This window comes from Hymenobacter rubripertinctus (assembly GCF_003583925.1).
In the GTDB taxonomy this organism is placed as follows: domain Bacteria; phylum Bacteroidota; class Bacteroidia; order Cytophagales; family Hymenobacteraceae; genus Hymenobacter; species Hymenobacter rubripertinctus.
Genome location: NZ_QYCN01000006.1, coordinates 44,033 through 64,066 on the forward strand (window position 1 = coordinate 44,033; position 20,034 = coordinate 64,066).

A 20,034-nucleotide genomic window follows, 5' to 3' on the forward strand; every position below is an offset into this window, starting at 1 on the left:
GGCAGGAAACCTGACCCGGTTTTTCGGTTTCAGCTCGTCCGTAGCCGGTTCATCCTCAGCCTCAACCGCTCCGTATTTTTTTTCCGGCGGAAGTTTTTCCACTATCAAAAGCCCCGGCCGAAACGAATCAACCGGGACTATGATAGAGCCGAATTTGAGTTGGTGCTATGGCTGCTTAGCCAGCGAAATTGTATGCACCACCTTGTTCTGCCCGTTGCCCGAATTAGTCAGCTCGAACGTGAGGGAACTATTGGTCAGGTTCTTTACCACGTGTTCAATAATGCCTTGCTGTCTGAAACAGCGGAGCGCAAAAAGCCCCGGCTGAAACGAATCAACCGGGGCCTGAGCACGCTGAAAACAGCAAGAGGTGACGGGCGGATTCGAACCGCCGTAGGAGGTTTTGCAGACCTCTACCTAGCCGCTCGGTCACGTCACCAGGGCTTTGAGGATGCAAACATACGCCTTAATCCGGGTTGCGCCAAAGCAGCAGGCCATTTTTCGGGCCACTTCGCCGTAAGTGGTTGGGGGCGTGCGGGAAATTTTACCGCCTCACGCCCGTGGGCATAGAACAAAAAAAGGCCCCGACTTGCGTCGGGGCCTCTCTTATTTAAGTGTGGTAAGCGAAGTGACTACTCGCCGCCCTGCTCGTTGCCCAGCATCTTGTCGCGCAGCGCCGACAGAGCGTCCAGGTCACCGAGGGTCGATTTCTCAGCGGTTGGCGTCTTCTTCAGGTCGCTCAGCTTGCCTTCGCCCTGCGCAGCAGCAGCCCCGGAGGTCGGCTTCTTCTTGGCGAATTTAGCAGCGCGGCCTTCTTCTTCAGCCTGCTGGTTGTACACGGCGTTGTGCGACAGTACCACGCGACGATCATCTTTCGAGAACTCAATCACGCGGAAGTCGAGGGTTTCGCCGTTTTCAGCCTGCGAGCCATCTTCCTTCTGGAGCGACTTGGGGTAAGCGAAGCCCTCGATGCCGTAAGGCAACTCGAGCACCGCGCCGCGGTCGTTCTTGTCGGTGATGGTCGCCTTGTGGATCGAACCGGGGGTGAATACCGTCTGGAACGTGTCCCAAGGGTTTTCCTCCAGCTGCTTGTGGCCCAGGGCCAAACGACGGTTGGTTACGTCGAGCTCCAGTACTACCACGTCCAGACGGTCGCCCACCTTCACCATTTCGGATGGGTGCTTGATCTTCTTGGTCCACGACAGGTCCGAAACGTGCACGAGGCCGTCTACACCCTCTTCCAGCTCTACGAACAGGCCGAAGTTGGTCAGGTTGCGCACCAGGCCGTTGTGGTTGGTACCGATGGCATACTTCTCGGAGAAGTCGCCACGAGTCCATGGGTCTTCGCTGAGCTGCTTGATGCCGAGGCTCATCTTGCGGTCTTCGCGGTCGAGGGTCAGAATCTGCGCCTCTACTACGTCGCCCTGCTTGATGAAGTCCTGCGGGTTGCGCAGGTGCTGGCTCCAGCTCATTTCCGACACGTGAATCAGGCCCTCTACGCCGGGGATGATTTCCATGAACGCGCCGTAGTCGGCCACGTTCACGATGCGGCCCTTCACCTTGGTGCCAACGCCCATGTCTTCGGGCAGCGAATCCCACGGATGCGGGGTCAGCTGCTTCAGACCGAGGCTGATACGCTTCTTGGCTTCGTCGAAGTCGAGAACCACGATATTGAGCTTCTGATCCAACTGCAACACTTCGCTCGGGTGGGCAATGCGGCCCCACGAGATGTCGGTGATGTGCAGCAGACCGTCGACACCGCCGAGGTCGATGAACACGCCGAAGTTGGTCATGTTCTTGATAACGCCCTCCAGGATCTGACCTTTCTCCAGGTTGTTGAGGATGGCTTCGCGCTGCTTCTCGAGGTCTTTCTCGATGAGCACCTTGTGCGAAACAACCACGTTATCGAAAGCGGCGTTGATTTTCACCACTTTCACTTCCATGCGACGACCAACATAGATGTCGAAGTCGCGGATAGGCTTCACGTCGATCTGCGAGCCGGGCAGGAAGGCTTCTACGCCGTCCAGGTCCATGATGAGGCCACCTTTGGTGCGACGCTTTACAACACCTTCCAGAACGGAGTCATTCTCCAGGGCGTCGTAAATGGCTTTCCAGGCCTGCTTGATTTTGGCTTTCTTACGGCTCAGGATGAGCTGGCCGTTGGCGTTTTCCTGCTCCTCAATGAATACCTCCACCGTGTCGCCGGCCTTCAGGTCGGGCAGGTCGCGGAATTCGGATAGGGGCACCAGACCATCGGACTTGAAGCCGATGTTCAGGATCACGTCGCGGTCGGTCAGACCTACCACGGTGCCGGTTACTACTTCTTCTTCCTGAACGGTGGTGAGCGTACCGGTGTACATCTCCTCCATTTCGGCGCGCTGCTCGGCGGAGTAATTACCCCCGAAGCCGCTGGCGTCTACGTTGTCCCAGTCGAAATTGTCAACTAATTCTGCCATGATGTAACATGGACCCTTGTGTACACGTCCGGTCCAGGGTCATCCTCCGGAACGCGTTTTTGTTTGATACCCAGGGCCGAAGCCCCAGTCCCGCCACCCTGGCGGGGGCGCAAAGATAAGGAGTATGCGCGAGAGATACTAGCTACAGTTATCTTCGAAATGGCTCTGCCATATTAGGAAGGATTGACTTCCACTGACCGTATTATTTTCTTCATCAAACCCATATTGTCTACCGTCTTAGCGGTCTGCACATAGACCGACAGGATCCGGTAAGGACTGACAATTTTCTTTATAGCAAAATAAACCTCTCTCCGATTACGCCAAGATTGGAAATAGATAATGCTGGTTTGTTGAGCTACGTCAATAAGTGTATCGACCATTATAGCCTGCAAATCTTTCACGAGAGAAAACCGCAACTCCTGTGCGGCATTTCGAAATCGATTGTCACCCGCAGGAAACACTGTTACACCAAAACCAGTGATGTACTATCAGAAGTACCGACAGCGTATTCATATTCGCTTCCTGAGCACACTACACAGTCCGGCCCCATCTCATGAATAGTACGCAAGTGCGTCCAATCCCTGGGTATCTGTAAATGAATTCTGTTGTTATTTAGATTAAGGGGCCGAAATATCGGCTGCGTCACGGAATTACTTACCGAAGCAGATGTATTAGATTCAGTATGTTTGTCACAGGCAATCAACAACGATGAAATAATAACGATTGGAGCAATTTTCATATAGCGGTTTAAAGAGAGGTTATTAAACATTAAAAAAAGGAGCGGAAAATTAACTTTCCGCTCCTTTTTTTCTTTCCAGAAAATCAATTACGAAAAGTTACCGCCGCCCCAGCTCCCGCAAATGGGCAACGTGGGAGGCTACGGCGTAGCGCATCTTGGGGTACTCGTTGTACTCGATGTTGAACTCCTCGCACATCTGGCGGATGATTTTATTCAAGGCCGGGTAGTGCACGTGGGAGATGGTGGGGAACAAATGGTGCTCGACCTGGAAGTTGAGCCCGCCCACCAGCCAGCTGATAACCTTGTTATCGGTGGCAAAGTTGGCGGTGGTCCGGATCTGGTGAATGGCCCACTCGTCCTCGATTTTGCGGGTGGTTTCGTGGGGCACCACAAAGCTGGTGTGCTCCACGGTGTGGGCCAGCTGGAATACGATGCTGAGCGTGAAGCCGGCCACGGCGGCAAACGCCAGGAAACCAACCACCCAGCCCAGGAACCCTACGGTGTAGATGGGCAGGGCCACGAACAGGGCCAGGTGCAGGGCCTTGAAGCCCCAGAATACGCCTTGGTCGGAGGCGGTCATCTTCTTAATAGGCATTTCGCCGATTTTGCCTTTGAAGTACTTCTGGTAATCCATGAAGAAAATCCAGGCGATGAACAGCAAGGCGTAGAAGAACCAGAAGTACAAGTGCTGGAAGCGGTGGAAGCCGTGCCGAGGCTGCTCGGGGCTCAGGCGCAGCCAGGGCTGGGCATCCAGGTCGTCGTCCACGCCTTCCACGTTGGTGTACATGTGGTGGATGAGGTTGTGCTTGTTGTGCCACATGAAGGAGTTGCCGCCCATCACGTTGAGGGTGAAGGCCGCGAACTGGTTCATCCATTTGCGCTTGCTGAACGAGCCGTGGGCGCCGTCGTGCATCACGTTGAAGCCAATGGCCGCGCCCAGCAGGCCCAGCAGGATGCACTCCAGCACGCCCACCAGCGCGGGCGGGGTCCGGAACACGAGGTGCAGGTATACGGCCACGAAAGCCGTAGTGAGCAACACAGCCTTGATGAACAGGGAGTTGCCGCCGGTAGTAGCCTTGCCGGCTTCGGCGAAATACGCATTCGTGCGGCGCTTCAACTCCTGATGAAAGGAGCGGGAAGGCGCGAACTTAGGTGCTAGCATGGGGGTGGGGAAATAAACGACTTCAAAGGTACCGCTTCTACAGCCGGGTTGCGCGGCTCGTTCCAAAAGCCCGGGATTTTGCACCTTCTAAAGTCGGTTTATCCATTAATGTTCAGGCAGCCGCCAACAGATAGGATTTGGGGCATAGAAACAGCCCGTCATGCCAGGCACAACGGGCTGTTGGTATTCGCGCCGGCTTACCGACTCGCCACGGCCGCCGTGTTACCCACTGGCAAACCGGGCTTCAGCAACCCCTGTAAGGCTGAGAAGGGCACAAACACGCTGATCTGGCCCTTGGCGTAGGAGGCAATTTCGTAGGGCAGGTACACGAACACGGCCCCGCCGCTGGTCAGGTACACGTTGCGCGTTACGGGCAGCGTGTTCACCGCCAAGGCCTTGGACAGTGGCTCCGAAGCCTTCAGGCCCACCACCGGCCGGGCGTACTGACCCAGCAGCTTCTGGAGCTGGGGTTTGATGCCCGACTTAAAGATGTCGTCGTAGCGCAGGGAGTGGCCGGTGCGGGTGTCGTAGCTCTGCACGTAGGTGCCGTAGATGCCGTGCGCCCCGCCGGAATAGTCGTAGCCGAAGTAGCCCATGCTGAGCAGGTTGCCCTCGTTCCAGAGTACATACGTGTTCACTTCCTGCTCGTAGGCCAGGTTTTCGAGGGGCTGGTAGTCGGCGGGCGACTTCTTGGCGTTGGCGGCCAGCAGCGGGGCCGCGTCGGTGCGGTAGTCGCGGGTGAAAGCGCGCAACTGCTCCTGCCAAATCGAATCCAGGACCGGCACGGGCATGCTGTCGAGGGAGTCGCCGTGCAAACCGCGGCGGATATTGGCGGCCAGCAGCTCCTGGTTAGGTGCCTGGAAAGGCAGCAGCAGCTGCATCGTCCGGCGGCCGCTCACGCTGTCTTCGGGGTGGCCAGGGCGGGCCGCCACTTCGGCCGACAGGCGGTGGGCTTCAAACTGGATGCCGCGCACCGGCTCCAGGCGGCGCAAACGCACAGGCTGGCCGTTGCGGATGCCCACCAGGGCGTCGCCCTGCTCCTTGAGCAGCCACTGGGGCGCTATCTCGGCCGGTTCCTCGTCCTCGTCGCCGGCCAGCTCATTGCTGATGTTATGCAGGTTGAGGCTGTCGCCGCGCAGGCCCAGGTCGCCGGCAATTTCGTAGGGGTGGCCGTCGGAGGCAGCATAGAAGCCGACCAGCCGGCTCAGGGCGGCTTCGCCGGAAGGGCTGCCCAGGCGTTGCAGGTGCAGGGTAATGCTGTCGGCGGAGCCGGGCAGCAGGCCACGGTACTGGCGGTACCAGGAGCCATCGTCGTTCTGGGGGCCGGCAGGCTTGGTGGTGGCCGTAGCGGTGGTGGCGTCCGAAGTATCGGAGCCCGAGTTACAGGCGGTCAGGAGCAGGCCGAGGGCCAGCGGGGCGGACAGCTGACGAAGCAGCAGGGCCGGACGGAAGCAGAAAATAGAGCTCATGGGTCAAAGAACGCAGATTATGGCCAGCAGTTCAACTCCGTGCAATATCTTGGCATTATTTAGCGCCCCGCAAGCTCCTGCGTATGTAGCAACCAGCCGCACTGCTTATGCGGGCGCGGCCGGTTTTTTATCACCCCATTTTCTTCCTCATGAGCTTTATTAAAGCGGGCCGGGATGCCCACGGCAACGACGTATTACTTGACTACATCGACCACGGCCAGGGCAAGCCCGTTGTATTGATTCACGGCTGGCCGGCGTCCTACAAAATGTGGGAATACCAGCTCACGGCCCTCACCGAGCGGGGCTTCCGGGTAATTGCCTACACCCGCCGCGGGTTCGGCAACTCCAGCAAACCCTACGAAGGCAACGACTACGATACCTACGCCGACGACCTGAAGGCCGTACTCGACCAGCTTGATTTGCAGGACGTAACGTTGGTGGGCTTCTCGATGGGCGGCGGCGAAGTGGCCCGCTACATGGGCCGGCACGGCGGCGCCCGCGTCCGGCAGGTAGCCTTTGTGTCCTCCGTAACGCCCTTTCTGCTCAAAACCACCGACAACCCCGAGGGCGTAGACCGCGAAACGTTCGACAAGATGATTGAGGGCCTGAAGAAGGACCGCTTCAGCTTCTTGCAGGACTTCGGCAAAGACTTCTACGGCACGGGTCTGCTCAGTAACCCCGTCAGCGACGCCACCCTGACCTGGACCCAGGCCATGTGCGAAGTAGCCGATCCGCACGCCACTATTGCCAGTGCCCGCGCCTGGTCGGAAACCGATTTCCGCCAGGACCTGACGACCATCAAGGTGCCCACGCTGGTTATCCACGGCGGCGACGATACGCTGGTACCGGCCAAAGTGAGCGGTGAGCGAATGACCCGCTACGTGCCGCATGCTGAGTTCATCGAGTACGCCGGGGCTCCCCACGGCCTCTTTATCCCCGACAAGGACCGCCTCAACCGCGACCTGATAACGTTCGTGCAGGGTGGCGACATCCAGAAAACCGCCGACCGCTACTAATCTTTCCGACCAATGCCGGCCAGTGGTTTTGACTGGCCGGCTCCGGCACACCCTCAAAAAGCCCGCMGCAGCTATGCTCCTGCGGGCTTTTTGAGGGTGTGCCGGGCGTAAAAAAACCGGTCAGCCATAGGGCCGCCGGTGTTAAAGCAGGTAGGGATGCCAGTTCTGGTCGAGGGTGCCGGCGCTGAGCTTGAGGAAACCGGTGAGGGTGGGTTTTTTGGGTTGCTGCCGGATGGTGAGGCCGGCTTCCTGGGGGGTGTAGTGGCCTTTGGCGTGGTTGCAGCGGGAGCAGGCCGTGAGCAGATTGCTCCAGCTCGAATCGCCTCCCCTACTTCGGGGCAGCACGTGGTCGAGGGTCAGGTTTTTGGTTGAGCCGCAGTATTGGCACTCGAAGTTGTCGCGCTTCATCACGTTATGCCGGCTCAGGGCAATGCCTTTGTAGGGCACGCGCACGTAGCGCTGCAACCGGATGATGCTGGGCTTGGGGTACGACCGGCTGACGGTGCGCAACACGCCGTGCTCTGATTTGGCAATCAGCTCGGCTTTTTCCAGATATAGCAGCACGAAGGCTTTTTGGACGCTGCACAGCGTAATAGCCGTATAGTCGCCGTTCAACACAAGCACCTTTTGGTCCATATAGCGCGAAGAAAAAAGAATCTGCTCTGGCAGAAAGCTAGATGATTCTTAGCGCATTAACAAGAGGCCAGCGGTTCTGGTTGCGAAAGGTAAAATGGTGAGATAGTGAAATGGTGAATTGTTATTCGGGCGGTTCTGAATTGGCGCAGTTAGCGCCGCCAGGCCTATTCGAACAGCAACTCACTATCTCACCGTTTCCCCTCCTACTCCTCGCTCAGAATCCGCTTGATCAGGCGCAGCTTGTGGCTGTACTTCTGCTGGTCGCGGCGGAAGATGCCGTTGTGGTCGAGCGGGTCGATGCGGACTTCGCCGCTGGCGTGCAGGATTTGCTGGTCGTCGAGCAGCAGGCCCACGTGCACGATGCGGCCCTCGGCATTGTCGAAGAAAGCCAGGTCGCCGGGGCGGGTCTGGGCCACAAAGTGCACCGGCTGGCCCACCTGAATCTGTTGGTGGGCATCGCGCGGGAGCTGCACGCCCACTAGGCCGTATAGTTGCTGCACGAGGCCCGAGCAATCGATACCGAACAGGGTTTTGCCGCCCCAGAGGTAGGGTGCTTTCAGGTACATGAGGGCCATTTTCTGGAGCAGGCGGCGGCGGCCTTCCACTGCGCCCTGGGGGCCGTGGCCGTTGCGCGGGTTGGTAGCGGCCCCGTTGTAGAAGTAAGTTTTGTCGCCGAGGCGCAGGGTCATGCCATCGAAAAACGGCAGACGCGTGCCCAGCGTCACGGGCATTTTGGTGGCGTCGTCGCTCACCATCTGCACCACGTCGAGCGTGCGCGGATGGTCCTCAGCCTGCCACTGACGCAGGTAGTCGGGCGTTACCGGCAGGTGCTGTTTCCCGTCCATCCAACCCACGTACTGGTCGGCGGCCAGGCGCACCTGCACCCAGTTGCCCTGCATGAGCAGAATGGAATAGCACTCCCCAAAGATGAGTTGTGTGACAATTTCGGCCTTATCGGAGGGTTCGGCCCGTACCGGCACGGCGCTCAGGGCGCAAATTCCGTGTTCCAAAACGGTGAACTGGTGAGGTGGTGAGTTGATGTTCGGGGAGCTTACCGGCGCGGTTGAGCCTGGTAAAGCGGTAATCAGCAGAAGGTAGGGCAGAAAAGTAAGCAGACAATTCCGCGCCAACAGGGCCGCTGAACATCAACTCACCAGTTCACCTAATAGTCCCGGGCACGGTCCATTTCGCGCTTCTGGTCCTTGGCTTTGAGGTCGTCGCGCTTGTCGTAGAGCTTCTTGCCCTTGGCGAGGGCAATTTCGAGCTTGGCGAACCCCCGGTCGCTGACGAACAGACGCACGGGCACGATGGTAAGGCCCTGCTCCTGGTTTTTGGCGGCCAGCTGCTTGAGCTCGCGCTTGTTGAGCAGCAGCTTGCGGGCACGCTTGGGCTCGTGGTTATTGTACGTGCCCTCGGTATACTGGGCGATGGTGATGTTGTGGGCCCAGAGGCTGCCATCGGGGTGGAACACGCAGAAACCGTCGCCGAGCTGCACGCTGCCGGCCCGGATGCTCTTGATTTCGGTGCCCTGCAGCATCATGCCCGCCGTGTAGTTCACCAGAAAGGCGTACTCGAAGCGGGCCCGCCGGTTCTGGATGTTGATGTGCTTAACCTTTTCTTCCTTCATCACTGATGTGCGCTGGTTGGTGCGCTGATTTCGCTGATTGTATATGCCGATGGCCTGCTGCCCGGGCGGGCGTGGGCACCTCGCCCCTACCCCCGCAGCGCCCGAAACCGGGCCTGCAGCTTCGCGCTGCTCACGATGCGCTGGCCGGTGCGGCCGGTGGCTACCAGCCGCCCACCCACCCGGGCTTCTACGCGGCACAGCAGCTCGGGGCCGTTGAGCTGCTCAAAAATAGCCCGAAATTCCACGGTTTCCCCCTCGAAGGCCGGCCCGCGGTGCTCCACCGTCAGCAGCGTGCCAATGCCCTGCTCCCCCACTTCCAGCATCTGCTCCACAAACTGCCGGCTCGTCCACTCCAGGGCCTGGCCCAGCGCAAACGTGCTCAGCACCGGATGAATCAGCCGTCCATCGAGCACCGCGAAATCGGCCGCCGTCACGGTCAGCTGGTACGTCTGCTCGTCGCCGGGCTGGAAAGGGTTGGTCATTGGTAGGGAGTAGGGAGTAGGGAGTAGGGAGTAGGGAGTAGGGATAGAACGTCATTCCGAGCGGAGCCAAGGAATCCCGCGTGCTGATGTTGTAATGGTAATCCAACGTCAGCACGCGAGATTCCTCGGCTCCGCTCGGAATGACGTTCTTTTTACCCTGGCAACTGGCAACTGGCAACTGATACCTACGCCAGCTTCAACCTTGGATCGGAGCTGACAAGCTGGTTGGCGAAGTCGTGGGCTTCGTAGTGGAATTTGGCCGTGATGGCCACCATGGCGGCGTTGTCGGTGCAGTACTGGAAGGCGGGAATGAATACCTGCCAGCCCTGGGCAACGGCTTCGTCCTGAAGGGCCTGGCGCAGGCCGCTGTTGGCGGCCACACCGCCGGCCAGGGCAACCTGGGTCAGGTTTTGGTCGGCGGCGGCGCGGCGCAGCTGGCGCAGCAGCGTCTGGATGATGGTGTGCTGGATGCTGGCGCAGAGGTCGGCCAGATTTTCCGCCACGAAGTCCGGGTTCTTCGCCGTTTCCTTCTTTATAAAGTAGAGCACCGCCGTTTTCAGGCCGCTGAAGCTGAAATCGTAGCCCGGCATGGTGCCTACCGGCAGCGGGAAGCGGGTGGGGTTGCCCTGGCGGGCGAGCTTATCGAGGTGGGGGCCGCCGGGATAGGGCAGGCCGAGCAGCTTGGCCGTTTTGTCGAAGGCCTCGCCGGCCGCGTCGTCGGTGGTCTGGCCGATGATGTGCATCTCGAAGGCGCTGCGTACCACCACCAGCTGGGTGTGGCCGCCGCTCACGGTGAGGCACAGGAACGGAAACTGCGGGCGGGGCTCTTCAATGAAGTGGGCCAGAATATGGGCCCGCATGTGATTGACGGCAATCAGGGGCTTGCCCAGGGCCAGGGCCAGGGTTTTGGCGAACATGCCGCCCACCAGCAACGAGCCCAGCAGCCCCGGCCCCTGGGTGAAGGCCACCGCGTCGAGGTCGTGCTTGCTGATGCCGGCCTGTTTGAGGGCGGCCTCCACCACCGGCACCACGTGCTGCTGGTGGGCGCGGGAGGCCAGCTCGGGCACCACGCCGCCATACTGCTCGTGCACCTGCTGGGTGGCCACCACGTTGGCCCGGATTTCGTCATCCACCAGCACGGCAGCGGACGTATCGTCGCAGGAAGATTCGATGGCGAGGAGGATCATGTAAGGTAGAAGCGTAAAGTTGGAGGACAGGAGCCGGAAGCAAAACTACAACGAACCAGCACGACGTAAGGCCGGGACTTGCCCTCGCCCTACGTTAAACCGCCCGTTCCCGCATCGTTCCCGCATCGTTCCACCGGCGGGCGGGGGCAAGCCCCGCCCCTACGTCGTCGATTTGAGCGCCTAACTCCTGACTTCTAGCTCTTATCTTTGTCCCGTGCCCCGCTTCCTGTCCATCCTCCTGAAAGTGCTGTTTGCCCTGCTGCTGCTGCTGCTGCTGGCCGTGGTGGGGGCGTTGGTGGCGCTTCGGGTGCCCAGCGTGCAAACCAACCTGGCCCAGCGCGCCGCCCGGATGCTTACCGACAAGCTGGGCCAGAAAGTGCAGGTGAGCCGGGTCGATATCCGGCCTTTTTCGCGGGTGCTGCTGGAGGGCGTGCGGGTGCTCGACCGGCGGGGCAACCCGCTGTTCAGTATCGGGCGGGCCGACGCCGACATCAAGCTCTTCAGCATCTTCGACCCCACGCACCTGCACGTGGGCCGGCTCACGCTGGAAGAGCCGCGCTTTCATCTGGTTACCTATAAAAACCAGCCCGATTCCACCACCCTCGACCAGTTTATCGGGGCGGTGAAACGCCTGCTCGGCCCCGCCGACACGACCAAGGTCAGCAAGCCGTTCGACTTTCAGGTGCAGGCCCTGAGTTTGCGTAACGGGCAGTTTGTGCTGGAGCGCCAGGACGTAGCGCGCATTCCGGAATACGGCCGCACGATGGATTATGCCCACATGCGCCTCGACAGCATCTACGCCGATGCCGACCAGCTCTGGTTCCGGGGCGACTCGATTCATGCCAACATCAGCGGCCTGCGCACCGTGGATACGCCCTCCGGCACCCGCCTGCGGGAGCTGACGGCCAACATGACCTACGCCAGCCGGTTCTGGGAGTTCGACAAGCTCATGCTGCGCGTGCAGAACAGCCAGATCCACGACTACCTGCGCTTCGAGTACCGTCAGTTCCTCAATTTCACCGACTTCAACGACTCGGTTAAAGTCATTGCCCGCCTCCAGCCCAGCCGGATCTATTCGGATGACATTGCCAAGTTCGCCCCCGACCCCTCAGTGCGCGACCTGAACGAAACCGTGCTCATTTCGGGGCAGGCCAAGGGCTACGTGCGCAACTTCACCACCAAAAACCTCGACATCCGCTACGGCCGCAACACGCGGGTGCGGGGCAGCATCAACGTGGAGGGGCTGCCCAACTTCAAGGAAAGCTTTATTGTGATGCGCCTGGAGCCTTCGGTGGTGGCGGGCTCCGACATCCGGCGCTACATTCCGGCCCAGGGCTGGCCCTACGTGCAGCGGTTGGGCACGGTGCGGCTCAACGGCCAGTTTCTGGGTTTCTACAACGACTTCGTGGCCAACGGCTCGTTTAAAACGGCCCTGGGCTCGGTCACGTCCGACGTCAACCTCAAGTTCAAAACCGACCCGCGCTACTCCAGCTACGAGGGCCAGCTGCGCACTACCGGCTTCCAGCTGGGCAAGCTGCTGGGCGACGAGAGTGTGGTGCGCGACATTACCATGAACGGCCGGGTGCAGGGCACGGGCTTCGATTTGCGCACCGCCCGGCTCACGGCCAACGCCTCGGTGGCCAGCATCTGGCTCAAGGGCTACCGCTACCGCAACATCAAAACCAACGGCCGCTTCAGCCGCGAGTCGTTCACGGGTAAAATCGCGGCCAACGACCCCAACCTGCAATTCGACGCCGACGGCACCATCAGCCTCAACCCGCGGGCCCAGGCCTTCGACCTACGGGCGCGGGTGCGCCGGGCCGATTTGCAGGCCCTGGGCCTGACCCGCGAAAGCATAACGGTGGCCACCACCGCCGACGTGAAGTTCCAGGGCCTGCGCCTGGATGAGTTGCTGGGCTACGCCCGCCTGCGCGACTCCCGCCTGCGCTACGCCGGCCGCACCGTGAACGTGGACACGCTCGACGTGGTGAGCCGCCTGCGCGAGGACGGGCAGCGCCGCATCACGGTGCGCTCCGAAGTGCTGAACCTGGGCCTCACGGGCGACTTTACGCCCACCACCGTTATCGGTGACGTGGCCACGCTCATCGACGAGTACCGGCTCAACTTTGCCAGCAACGACGCGGCCATTGCCGACTACTACCGCCGCAAGCGCCAGCGCCCCCTGCCCGATTACCAGATTGCCCTCGACCTCTACCTCAAGCAGCCCAATCCGGTGCTGCACCTGTTCGTGCCCCAGCTCACGGTGTCGGATTCCACCCGCATGGAGGGCTCGTTCCGCAACGGGCAGACCTCCATTTTGCAGCTGGGCGGGCGGGTGGCCGACCTGCGCTACGACAGCCTGCGCCTGCGCGACACTGAGTTTGATCTGGTGACGTCCAAGCTGCCCTACCAGCCCGAGGTGCTGGCCCAGGCCAGCGTGACCTCGGAGCGGCAGCGGGTGCCGGGGCTGGGCGCAACGGAGAAGTTTTATGTGGAGGGCGTCTGGGACCAGGAGAAAATCAACTTCTCAACCTCCCTGGCCCAGACCGGCACCACCAACAAGGCCCAGATTAACGGGGCACTGGCCTTTTTAGAGGACGCCGTGAAAATCACCTTCCGGCAGTCGGGCGTGAACCTGCTGGGCAAGAACTGGACGATTGCGCCCGACAACTCCCTCGTTATTTCGGGCGGGGGCCGCGAGTTCGACTTCCAGAACGTGACGCTCAGCAACGGCGAGCAGAGCATCAGCGCCCAGGGGTTCCTGTCGGAAAACTCGGCCAAGCCGCTGGCCCTGACGGTGAAGGATTTTGAGCTGGCTACCCTGAACGGCCTGACGGGCGGGCAGAAATTCGCGGGCCGGGTGAATGCACTGGGCACCATCAGCGGCGTATTCGGGCCGCTGGTCATCAACTCCACCCTCCGCGTCGATTCGCTGAAGATGGACGGCGTGCTCATCGGCAACGTGGAGGGCAAGGGCGACTGGGACAACGCCACCAACCGGCTGGGCGTGAACCTGGACGTAGAGCGGGAGGCGCGGCGGGTGCTGGCCGTAACGGGCTACCTGGCCCCCGGCTCCGACACCCAGCAGCTCAACCTGACCGGGGTGCTGGAGCAGGCCCCCATCAAAATCGCGCAGCCCTTCCTCAACACGCTGTTCAAGGATGTGAGCGGCACCGGCGTGGGCACGCTGCGCCTGGGCGGCAAGTTCAGCGCCCCCGTGCTCACGGGCAACATCGACGTGACCGACGGCCGGCTGACGTTCATTTACCTGGGCACCACCTACACGTTCACCGACCGTATCCGGTTTCTGGAAGACCGCATTGCCCTCCAGAACATCACGGTGCGCGACGTGCAGGGCAACTCGGGCACCATCAACGGCAATATTTACGAGCGGGGCTTTCAGGACATGCGCCTGGATCTGACGGCCTCCTTCCGCAAGCTCCAGGTGCTCAATACCACCCGCAAAGACAACGAGCTGTACTTCGGGCAGGCCTACGCCACCGGCACGGCCCTGGTGCGCGGCCCCGCCGACAACCTGCTGGTGAACGTGACGGCCCGCAGCGAGGCGGGCACCCGGGTGTCGTTGCCCTTCGATAACGCGGCCAAGGCCGAACAGGCCAGCTACATCAAGTTCGTGAACCGCAACCTCACCGACTCGGCCCGGGCGGCGCTGGCGGCCCGGGGGCCAACCGTGACGGCCACCACCGACCTGTCGGGCATCCGCCTGAACATGAATCTCGACATCACGCCCGACGCTTACGTGGAGCTGCTGCTCGATGAAAGCACCGGCGACATCATCCGGGGCACGGCCACCGGCCAGCTGCGGCTCAACATCGATACCCGGGGCGACTTCAACATGTACGGGCAGGTGGAAATCGTGCGTGGGGCCTACAATTTCACGTTGCAAGGCCTGGTGAACAAGGAATTTGTGGTGCGGCCGGGCGGCACCATTGCCTGGAACGGCGACCCGCTGGCCGGCGAAATGAACGTATCGGCCACCTACACCCAGCGGACCAGTCTGGCCCCGGTGCTGTTCAATTCCAACAACACCAGCGCGGCCGTGGTGCCCGTAACGGCCGTGATGAACCTGACCGGGCCGCTGCTGCAACCCATCATCAAGCTCAACCTCGAATTCAACGATATTCCCTCGTCGCTGGAAGGCGACCTGGCCCCCTTCCTGTCGGCCATCCGCAACGACGAGCAGGAGCTGAACCGGCAGGTGTTCAGCCTGGTGGTATTCCGGCAGCTCACGCCGGTGGGCTCGTTGGCCGTGACGCGCCTGGAGGGCGGCAACAACGCCCTGGGCAACAGCCTGGGCCAGATTCTGAGCACCCAACTGGGCCTGCTCACGTCCCAGATTGACCCCAACCTGGAAATCAGCTTCAACATCAACGGCCTCACCGCCGACGACCTGGCCGCCTTGCAGCTGCGCCTGAGCTACTCCTTCCTCAACGGCCGCCTGCGCATCACGCGCGACGGCAGCTTCGGTAGCAACACCACCAGCACCAGCAGCGGGGGCACGAGCGTGGCCTCGGGCCAGACCTCGGTTATCGGCGACCTGAGCCTGGAATACTACCTGCGCCCCGACGGGAAGTTCCGGGCCAAGCTGCGCTACGAAACCACCCCCCGCGACCTTACCGGGCTGAGCCAGGCCAACCAGGCCCGGGCCGGCGTTTCGCTGCTGCACACCGAGCAGTTCGATACCTTCCGGGAGCTGTTCGCCCGTAAACGCCTGAGCCGCCGCGACCAGAACGCCCGCAAAGCCCGGGAGCTGGAAATCGACGAAGACCCACGTACCGTACTGTGAGTAAGCGACTTGATGAATAAGTAAACGGTTCTCTCCGCCGCATACCCTCCTTTCCCGAGTCCCTCATTCCTCACTTCACTCCTTCACCGAGTCACTCATTCACTGAAAATGAAGCAGCCCACCCGCAAGAAAAAGCTCGGTAGTTACCCCCACCTGATGGTGGTGTTCAGCATTACGCTGGCCCTGCTGGTAATTGGCTTGTTCGGGCTGTTGCTGATTCATGCCCACCAGGTGTCAACGCTGGTGAAGGAAAACCTGGAGATGCAGGTGTACCTGGAGCGCAACCTGCCCGAAACCCAGCTGCTGCGCCTCCAGCAGGATCTGGCCCGCAAGCCCTACGTGGCCCGCAAGAACGAGCAGCCCCAGGTGCGCTTCCTGTCCAAGGAAGAAGGCGCCCGCCAGCTCATCGACCAGACGGGCGAGGATTTCCAGCAGTTTCTGGGCGACAACCCCCTGCGCGACGCCTACCTGCTCAAACTCAACGCCGACTACGCCGACACCAAAAATCTGGCCCGTATTAAGCAGGAGCTAAGCCAGGAGCCGGGTGTGTTCGAGGTCGATTACGTGGAGAGCCTGATTACGTCCGTCAACAAAAACCTGCGCAACGTGAGCCTGGTGCTCATTGGCTTCGCGGCCATCCTTACGTTCGTGGTGGTAGTGCTCATCAACAATACCATCAAACTGGCCCTGTTTTCCCAGCGCTTCCTGATTCGGAGCATGCAGCTGGTGGGGGCCACGCCGGGCTTTATTCAGTGGCCGTTTCTGCGGCGGGCCGTGTGGCAGGGCCTCGCCAGCGGCCTGCTGGCCAGCCTGCTGCTGGCGGCGCTGCTTCAGTACGCCTACCTGCAACTCGCCGAGTTGCGCCTGCTCGAAGACGACCGCCTGTTCGCGGCCCTGGGCGTGCTGCTGATGGCCCTGGGCATGGGCATCGGCTTTCTCAGCTCCTGGCGCGCCGTGCGCAAGTACAGCGGTATGTCGTTGGATGAGCTGTATTGAGTTGGGAAGTGAATGCGTGTACTCTTATTCCAGGCACACTGCGCGTTGCCTTTGGGGGCTCTGCCTCGGCCACGATTCCTGCTTCAGCGCAAAGACTGCCGGACCTTGTTAGTTGCTGCGCGGAGTATCAGAATGAGCGCGCACTTTCTAACGCCTCACCTTTTTAACTTCTCAACTCCATACAGCTCATTGCCCCCAAACCCGCATTGGTTGAATTTGTGCGGCGGCTTGTTTCAACTCCCCTACCTTTGCCCTCATGGAACCGACTACTCCCCGCTTCGCCTTCGGGCCGCGCAACTACCGCCTGATGTTCATCGGGCTGGCCGTACTGGCGGCCGGCTTCATCACCATGACCCTCGACCCCACCCAGTATGGCGAGGGCTTCCTGGGTATCACCCTGGGGCCGATTCTGCTGGCCATCGGTTTTGGCATTGAGTTCTGGGCTATTATGGCCCGCTCCGGCACCACCGCCCCCGTAGCCCGCGACGCGGCCACCGTCAACACGGTGCCCTCCCAGCCGGTTCCGCCGCTCAGCCCGTCGCCCACCTTCGCCGCCCCTACTTATAAGCGGTAAAAGAACGTCGTACTCCGTCATCCTGAGCATTCCGCGCATCAAGCGGCGAGGAAGGACCTTATCCCGTTGTCATGACTTGTGACAATGGGATAAGGTCCTTCCTCGCCGCTCAGGATGACAGTTGTTTTTCGCCTGCTTCCCAAACCCTAAGTCCCTAGCCCCCAAGCATGACCTACTGGCACGCGCTGCTTCTCGCCATCGTCGAAGGCATCACCGAATTTCTGCCCGTTTCCAGCACCGGCCACATGATTATTGCCTCGGCCCTGCTGGGGATTCCGGCCACGGCCTTCACCAAGCTCTACTTGGTCGTGATTCAGCTCGGGGCCATTCTGTCGGTGCTGGTGGTATACTGGCGGCGCTTTTTCCAGAGCTTCGATTTCTACCTCAAGCTGCTGGTAGCCTTTCTGCCGGTGGTCGTGGTGGGCCTCACGCTCAAGAAATACATCGACATCCTGCTCGAATCCGTCACGACGGTGGGCGTAATGCTGCTGCTGGGCGGTATCGTGCTGCTGTTCGTGGATAAGTGGTTTCCGCAGGAAACAGTGGAGGATGGCGGCCACCCGACCACCACACCCAACTTCCGGCAGGCCCTCGTGATTGGGGTGTTCCAGTGCCTGGCCGTGGTGCCGGGCGTGAGCCGCTCGGCGGCCACCATCATCGGCGGCCTCACCCAGAAACTGACCCGCAAAGCCGCCGCCGAATTCGCCTTTTTCCTGGCCATGCCCACCATGGCCGCCGCCGCCGCCAAAGACCTGCTCGACTTTTACCAGGATGGCGGCCGCCTGACCGGGGCCGACGTGAAGCTGATTCTGTTCGGCAACGTGGTGGCCTTCGTGGTGGCCCTGTTGGCTATCCGGCTGTTTATTGGCTTCGTCACCAAGTTCGGGTTCCGGGCGTTTGGTATTTACCGCATCATCGTGGGTGGCATTTTGCTGGTGATGATCGGGCTGGGCATTGACCTGCAACTGCTATGAGTGAGCTCAACCTGAGTGCGTTTGATTTCGAGGCCGGCGAAGTGCTGCTGGTGAATAAGCCCCTGACGTGGTCGTCGTTTGACGTGGTGCGCAAGGTGAAGAACACGCTACGCATCAAGAAAATCGGCCACGCCGGCACCCTCGACCCGCTGGCCACCGGCCTGCTGATTCTGTGCACCGGCAAGAAAACCAAGCAGATTGACCTGATTCAGGCCCAGCAGAAGGAGTATACCGGCACCTTCCGCCTGGGCCAGACCACGCCCAGCTTCGACCTGGAAACGCCCGTGGACCAGGAGCAGCCCTACGCCCACCTTACCGAAGCCGCCATCCGGGCCGCCGTAGCGCAGTTCCTGGGCGAAATTACCCAGACGCCCCCGCTGTTTTCGGCCGTGAAGGTGAATGGGGAGCGGGCCTATGAAGTGGCCCGCCGGGGCGAACAGGCCGTTATCAAGAGCAAACAGGTAACCCTGGAGGCGTTCGAGCTGACCCGCATTGAGTTGCCCGAAGTGGATTTCCGCATCACCTGCTCCAAGGGCACCTACATCCGCAGCCTGGCCCGCGACCTGGGCCTGGCCCTGGGCTGCGGTGCCCACCTGACCAAGCTGGTACGCACCCGCATCGGGGAGTACGCCCTGGCCGACGCCCTCACGATGGACCAGCTCCAGGCCCTGGCCCCGCCCCGCCCCGAAGGGGAAGCCAACCGCCCGCCCCGCCCCCGCCGGGAACGGCAGCCCGAGCGCCGCGCCGGCCTGGAATACTTCAACGCCACCCACGCCGCCGCGCCGGAGTCCGAATCCGAAGCGGCGGCGGCCGGCGGCGACGCCGTTGGCCGCTGAACCCGATCCGACCGAAGCAGCGGGACCCAGCGTAAGCAAGAAAATCAGCGCGAATTAGTGATTTATGGAGGTTATTCAGGACCCGGCCGCGTTTCCCCACCTCGGTAATGCCGTAGTAACCAGCGGTACTTTCGATGGTGTGCACGTGGGCCACCAGCAGATTCTGGCCCGCCTGCGGGAAGTAGCCCGCAACAGCGGCGGGCCGGCCGTGGTAATTACCTACTGGCCCCMCCCGCGCCTGGTGCTGGCCCCGCCCCCCGCCCACCCCGAGCCCCTCGACCTGCACCTGCTCAACACCCTGGAGGAGCGCGCCGCCAAGCTGGCCGGATTCGGGGTGGATTACCTGCTCGTGATTCCCTTCACCCGCGAATTCGCGGCCTGGTCGTCGGAAGACTTCATTCAGCGCATTTTGCTCGATACGGTGGGCACGGGCAAGCTCGTCATCGGCTACGACCACCGCTTCGGCCGCAACCGGGAAGGTGGTTTCGACTACCTGCGCGAGCATTCGGGCCGCTACGGCATGAGCGTGGAAGAAATCCCGCGCGAGGACGTGGACGCGGTGGGCGTGAGCAGCACGCGCATCCGCCGGGCCCTGGAAGCCGGCGACGTAGCCACCGCCAACCGCTACTTGGGCTACGATTACCCGTTTACGGGCACCGTAGTGAAGGGCCGGCAGCTGGGCCGCACCATTGGCTGGCCCACGGCTAACCTGCATTGCCCCGAAGCCCTGAAGCTGGTGCCCGCCCGGGGCGTGTACGCCGTGCGCGCCACCACAGCCGCTGGCCAAACCTGGCCCGCCATGCTCAACATCGGGGTGCGCCCCACCGTGGCCGGCAACCTGGCCCAGACCGTGGAGGTGCATTTAGTAGGCTTTGAGGGCGACCTCTACGACCAGTCCCTGACTGTGGAGTTTGTGGCCCGCCTGCGCGAGGAGCAGAAGTTCGACGGCCTGGAGGCGTTGAAAGCCCAGCTGGCCTTCGATGCGGCGGCGGCGCGGGCAGCATTGGAGTAGCATTTCCCTCCGCGCACCTCTGCGGGAAATGCTACCTTGCCGCTTCCAAACCCACCCACCCAGA

15 protein-coding genes and 1 tRNA gene are annotated in these 20,034 nt (G+C 61.3%); 7 read left to right on the forward strand and 9 right to left on the reverse strand.

Translation table 11 applies throughout. The features are described 5' to 3' along the window. Window positions 1–365 precede the first annotated feature (365 nt). From D0T11_RS05785 to D0T11_RS05805, 4 genes are all read right to left on the reverse strand, one after another. A tRNA-Cys gene (locus D0T11_RS05785) sits at window positions 366–436 on the reverse strand. 193 nt (window positions 437–629) lie between these two features. After that, entirely contained in the window at window positions 630–2,453 is a 1,824-nt protein-coding gene (rpsA, locus tag D0T11_RS05790; protein ID WP_119654834.1) for a 30S ribosomal protein S1, read from the reverse strand. An 836-nt stretch (window positions 2,454–3,289) separates the two neighbouring features. Further along, the gene (locus tag D0T11_RS05800; RefSeq protein ID WP_119654836.1) at window positions 3,290–4,354 is read right to left on the reverse strand and encodes a fatty acid desaturase family protein; all 1,065 of its coding nucleotides are present in this window, start codon (window positions 4,352–4,354) and stop codon (window positions 3,290–3,292) included. Between the two features lie 197 nt (window positions 4,355–4,551). Continuing rightward, window positions 4,552–5,823, reverse strand: coding sequence for a DUF3298 and DUF4163 domain-containing protein (locus D0T11_RS05805; protein ID WP_119654837.1), 1,272 nt, complete (start codon window positions 5,821–5,823; stop codon window positions 4,552–4,554). Between the two features lie 149 nt (window positions 5,824–5,972). Between D0T11_RS05805 and D0T11_RS05810 the strand changes: the two genes are divergently transcribed. Continuing rightward, complete coding sequence (locus D0T11_RS05810; RefSeq protein ID WP_119654904.1) at window positions 5,973–6,839, forward strand: alpha/beta fold hydrolase; 867 nt, start codon at window positions 5,973–5,975, stop codon at window positions 6,837–6,839. 141 nt (window positions 6,840–6,980) lie between these two features. Here the strand turns inward: D0T11_RS05810 and D0T11_RS05815 are convergent, their stop codons facing one another. From D0T11_RS05815 to tsaD, 5 genes are all read right to left on the reverse strand, one after another. Beyond that, window positions 6,981–7,475, reverse strand: coding sequence for an HNH endonuclease (locus D0T11_RS05815; RefSeq protein ID WP_119654838.1), 495 nt, complete (start codon window positions 7,473–7,475; stop codon window positions 6,981–6,983). Window positions 7,476–7,678: 203 nt separating this feature from the next. After that, entirely contained in the window at window positions 7,679–8,485 is an 807-nt protein-coding gene (locus D0T11_RS05820; protein ID WP_245990615.1) for a C40 family peptidase, read from the reverse strand. Between the two features lie 152 nt (window positions 8,486–8,637). Further along, window positions 8,638–9,102 (reverse strand): SsrA-binding protein SmpB, encoded by a 465-nt coding sequence (gene smpB / locus D0T11_RS05825; RefSeq protein ID WP_119654839.1) that lies wholly within the window; start codon window positions 9,100–9,102, stop codon window positions 8,638–8,640. Between the two features lie 86 nt (window positions 9,103–9,188). After that, complete coding sequence (locus D0T11_RS05830) at window positions 9,189–9,584, reverse strand: thioesterase family protein (RefSeq protein ID WP_119654840.1); 396 nt, start codon at window positions 9,582–9,584, stop codon at window positions 9,189–9,191. A 185-nt stretch (window positions 9,585–9,769) separates the two neighbouring features. Further along, window positions 9,770–10,771 (reverse strand): tRNA (adenosine(37)-N6)-threonylcarbamoyltransferase complex transferase subunit TsaD, encoded by a 1,002-nt coding sequence (tsaD, locus tag D0T11_RS05835; RefSeq protein WP_119654841.1) that lies wholly within the window; start codon window positions 10,769–10,771, stop codon window positions 9,770–9,772. A gap of 214 nt (window positions 10,772–10,985) precedes the next feature. Between tsaD and D0T11_RS05840 the strand changes: the two genes are divergently transcribed. The 6 genes from D0T11_RS05840 to D0T11_RS05865 all read left to right on the forward strand — a co-directional run bounded on the left by D0T11_RS05840 (window position 10,986) and on the right by D0T11_RS05865 (window position 19,970). Next, window positions 10,986–15,578, forward strand: a complete 4,593-nt coding sequence (locus D0T11_RS05840) for a translocation/assembly module TamB domain-containing protein (RefSeq protein ID WP_119654842.1) — start codon at window positions 10,986–10,988, stop codon at window positions 15,576–15,578. A gap of 108 nt (window positions 15,579–15,686) precedes the next feature. Beyond that, window positions 15,687–16,574 carry a cell division protein FtsX gene (locus D0T11_RS05845; protein ID WP_119654843.1) on the forward strand — a complete coding sequence of 296 codons (888 nt, stop codon included), beginning with the start codon at window positions 15,687–15,689 and terminating at the stop codon, window positions 16,572–16,574. A 256-nt stretch (window positions 16,575–16,830) separates the two neighbouring features. Further along, window positions 16,831–17,148 carry a DUF3098 domain-containing protein gene (locus D0T11_RS23445; RefSeq protein WP_119654844.1) on the forward strand — a complete coding sequence of 106 codons (318 nt, stop codon included), beginning with the start codon at window positions 16,831–16,833 and terminating at the stop codon, window positions 17,146–17,148. Between the two features lie 167 nt (window positions 17,149–17,315). Beyond that, complete coding sequence (locus D0T11_RS05855) at window positions 17,316–18,122, forward strand: undecaprenyl-diphosphate phosphatase (RefSeq protein ID WP_119654845.1); 807 nt, start codon at window positions 17,316–17,318, stop codon at window positions 18,120–18,122. Beyond that, window positions 18,119–18,958, forward strand: coding sequence for a tRNA pseudouridine(55) synthase TruB (truB, locus tag D0T11_RS05860; RefSeq protein ID WP_119654846.1), 840 nt, complete (start codon window positions 18,119–18,121; stop codon window positions 18,956–18,958). The genes D0T11_RS05855 and truB overlap by 4 nt, the downstream gene beginning before the upstream one ends. 64 nt (window positions 18,959–19,022) lie before the next feature. Continuing rightward, complete coding sequence (locus D0T11_RS05865; protein WP_119654847.1) at window positions 19,023–19,970, forward strand: bifunctional riboflavin kinase/FAD synthetase; 948 nt, start codon at window positions 19,023–19,025, stop codon at window positions 19,968–19,970. The last annotated feature ends 64 nt before the right edge of the window (window positions 19,971–20,034 follow it).

What these genes read in the sequence shown, in the direction of transcription:
- rpsA (WP_119654834.1), bottom strand. Translation starts at nt 2,453, where the DNA reads ATGGCAGAATTAGTTGACAATTTCGACTGGGACAACGTAGACGCCAGC.
- D0T11_RS05800 (WP_119654836.1), bottom strand. Translation starts at nt 4,354, where the DNA reads ATGCTAGCACCTAAGTTCGCGCCTTCCCGCTCCTTTCATCAGGAGTTG.
- D0T11_RS05805 (WP_119654837.1), bottom strand. Translation starts at nt 5,823, where the DNA reads ATGAGCTCTATTTTCTGCTTCCGTCCGGCCCTGCTGCTTCGTCAGCTG.
- D0T11_RS05810 (WP_119654904.1), top strand. Translation starts at nt 5,973, where the DNA reads ATGAGCTTTATTAAAGCGGGCCGGGATGCCCACGGCAACGACGTATTA.
- D0T11_RS05815 (WP_119654838.1), bottom strand. Translation starts at nt 7,475, where the DNA reads ATGGACCAAAAGGTGCTTGTGTTGAACGGCGACTATACGGCTATTACG.
- smpB (WP_119654839.1), bottom strand. Translation starts at nt 9,102, where the DNA reads ATGAAGGAAGAAAAGGTTAAGCACATCAACATCCAGAACCGGCGGGCC.
- D0T11_RS05830 (WP_119654840.1), bottom strand. Translation starts at nt 9,584, where the DNA reads ATGACCAACCCTTTCCAGCCCGGCGACGAGCAGACGTACCAGCTGACC.
- tsaD (WP_119654841.1), bottom strand. Translation starts at nt 10,771, where the DNA reads ATGATCCTCCTCGCCATCGAATCTTCCTGCGACGATACGTCCGCTGCC.
- D0T11_RS05845 (WP_119654843.1), top strand. Translation starts at nt 15,687, where the DNA reads ATGAAGCAGCCCACCCGCAAGAAAAAGCTCGGTAGTTACCCCCACCTG.
- D0T11_RS23445 (WP_119654844.1), top strand. Translation starts at nt 16,831, where the DNA reads ATGGAACCGACTACTCCCCGCTTCGCCTTCGGGCCGCGCAACTACCGC.
- D0T11_RS05855 (WP_119654845.1), top strand. Translation starts at nt 17,316, where the DNA reads ATGACCTACTGGCACGCGCTGCTTCTCGCCATCGTCGAAGGCATCACC.
- truB (WP_119654846.1), top strand. Translation starts at nt 18,119, where the DNA reads ATGAGTGAGCTCAACCTGAGTGCGTTTGATTTCGAGGCCGGCGAAGTG.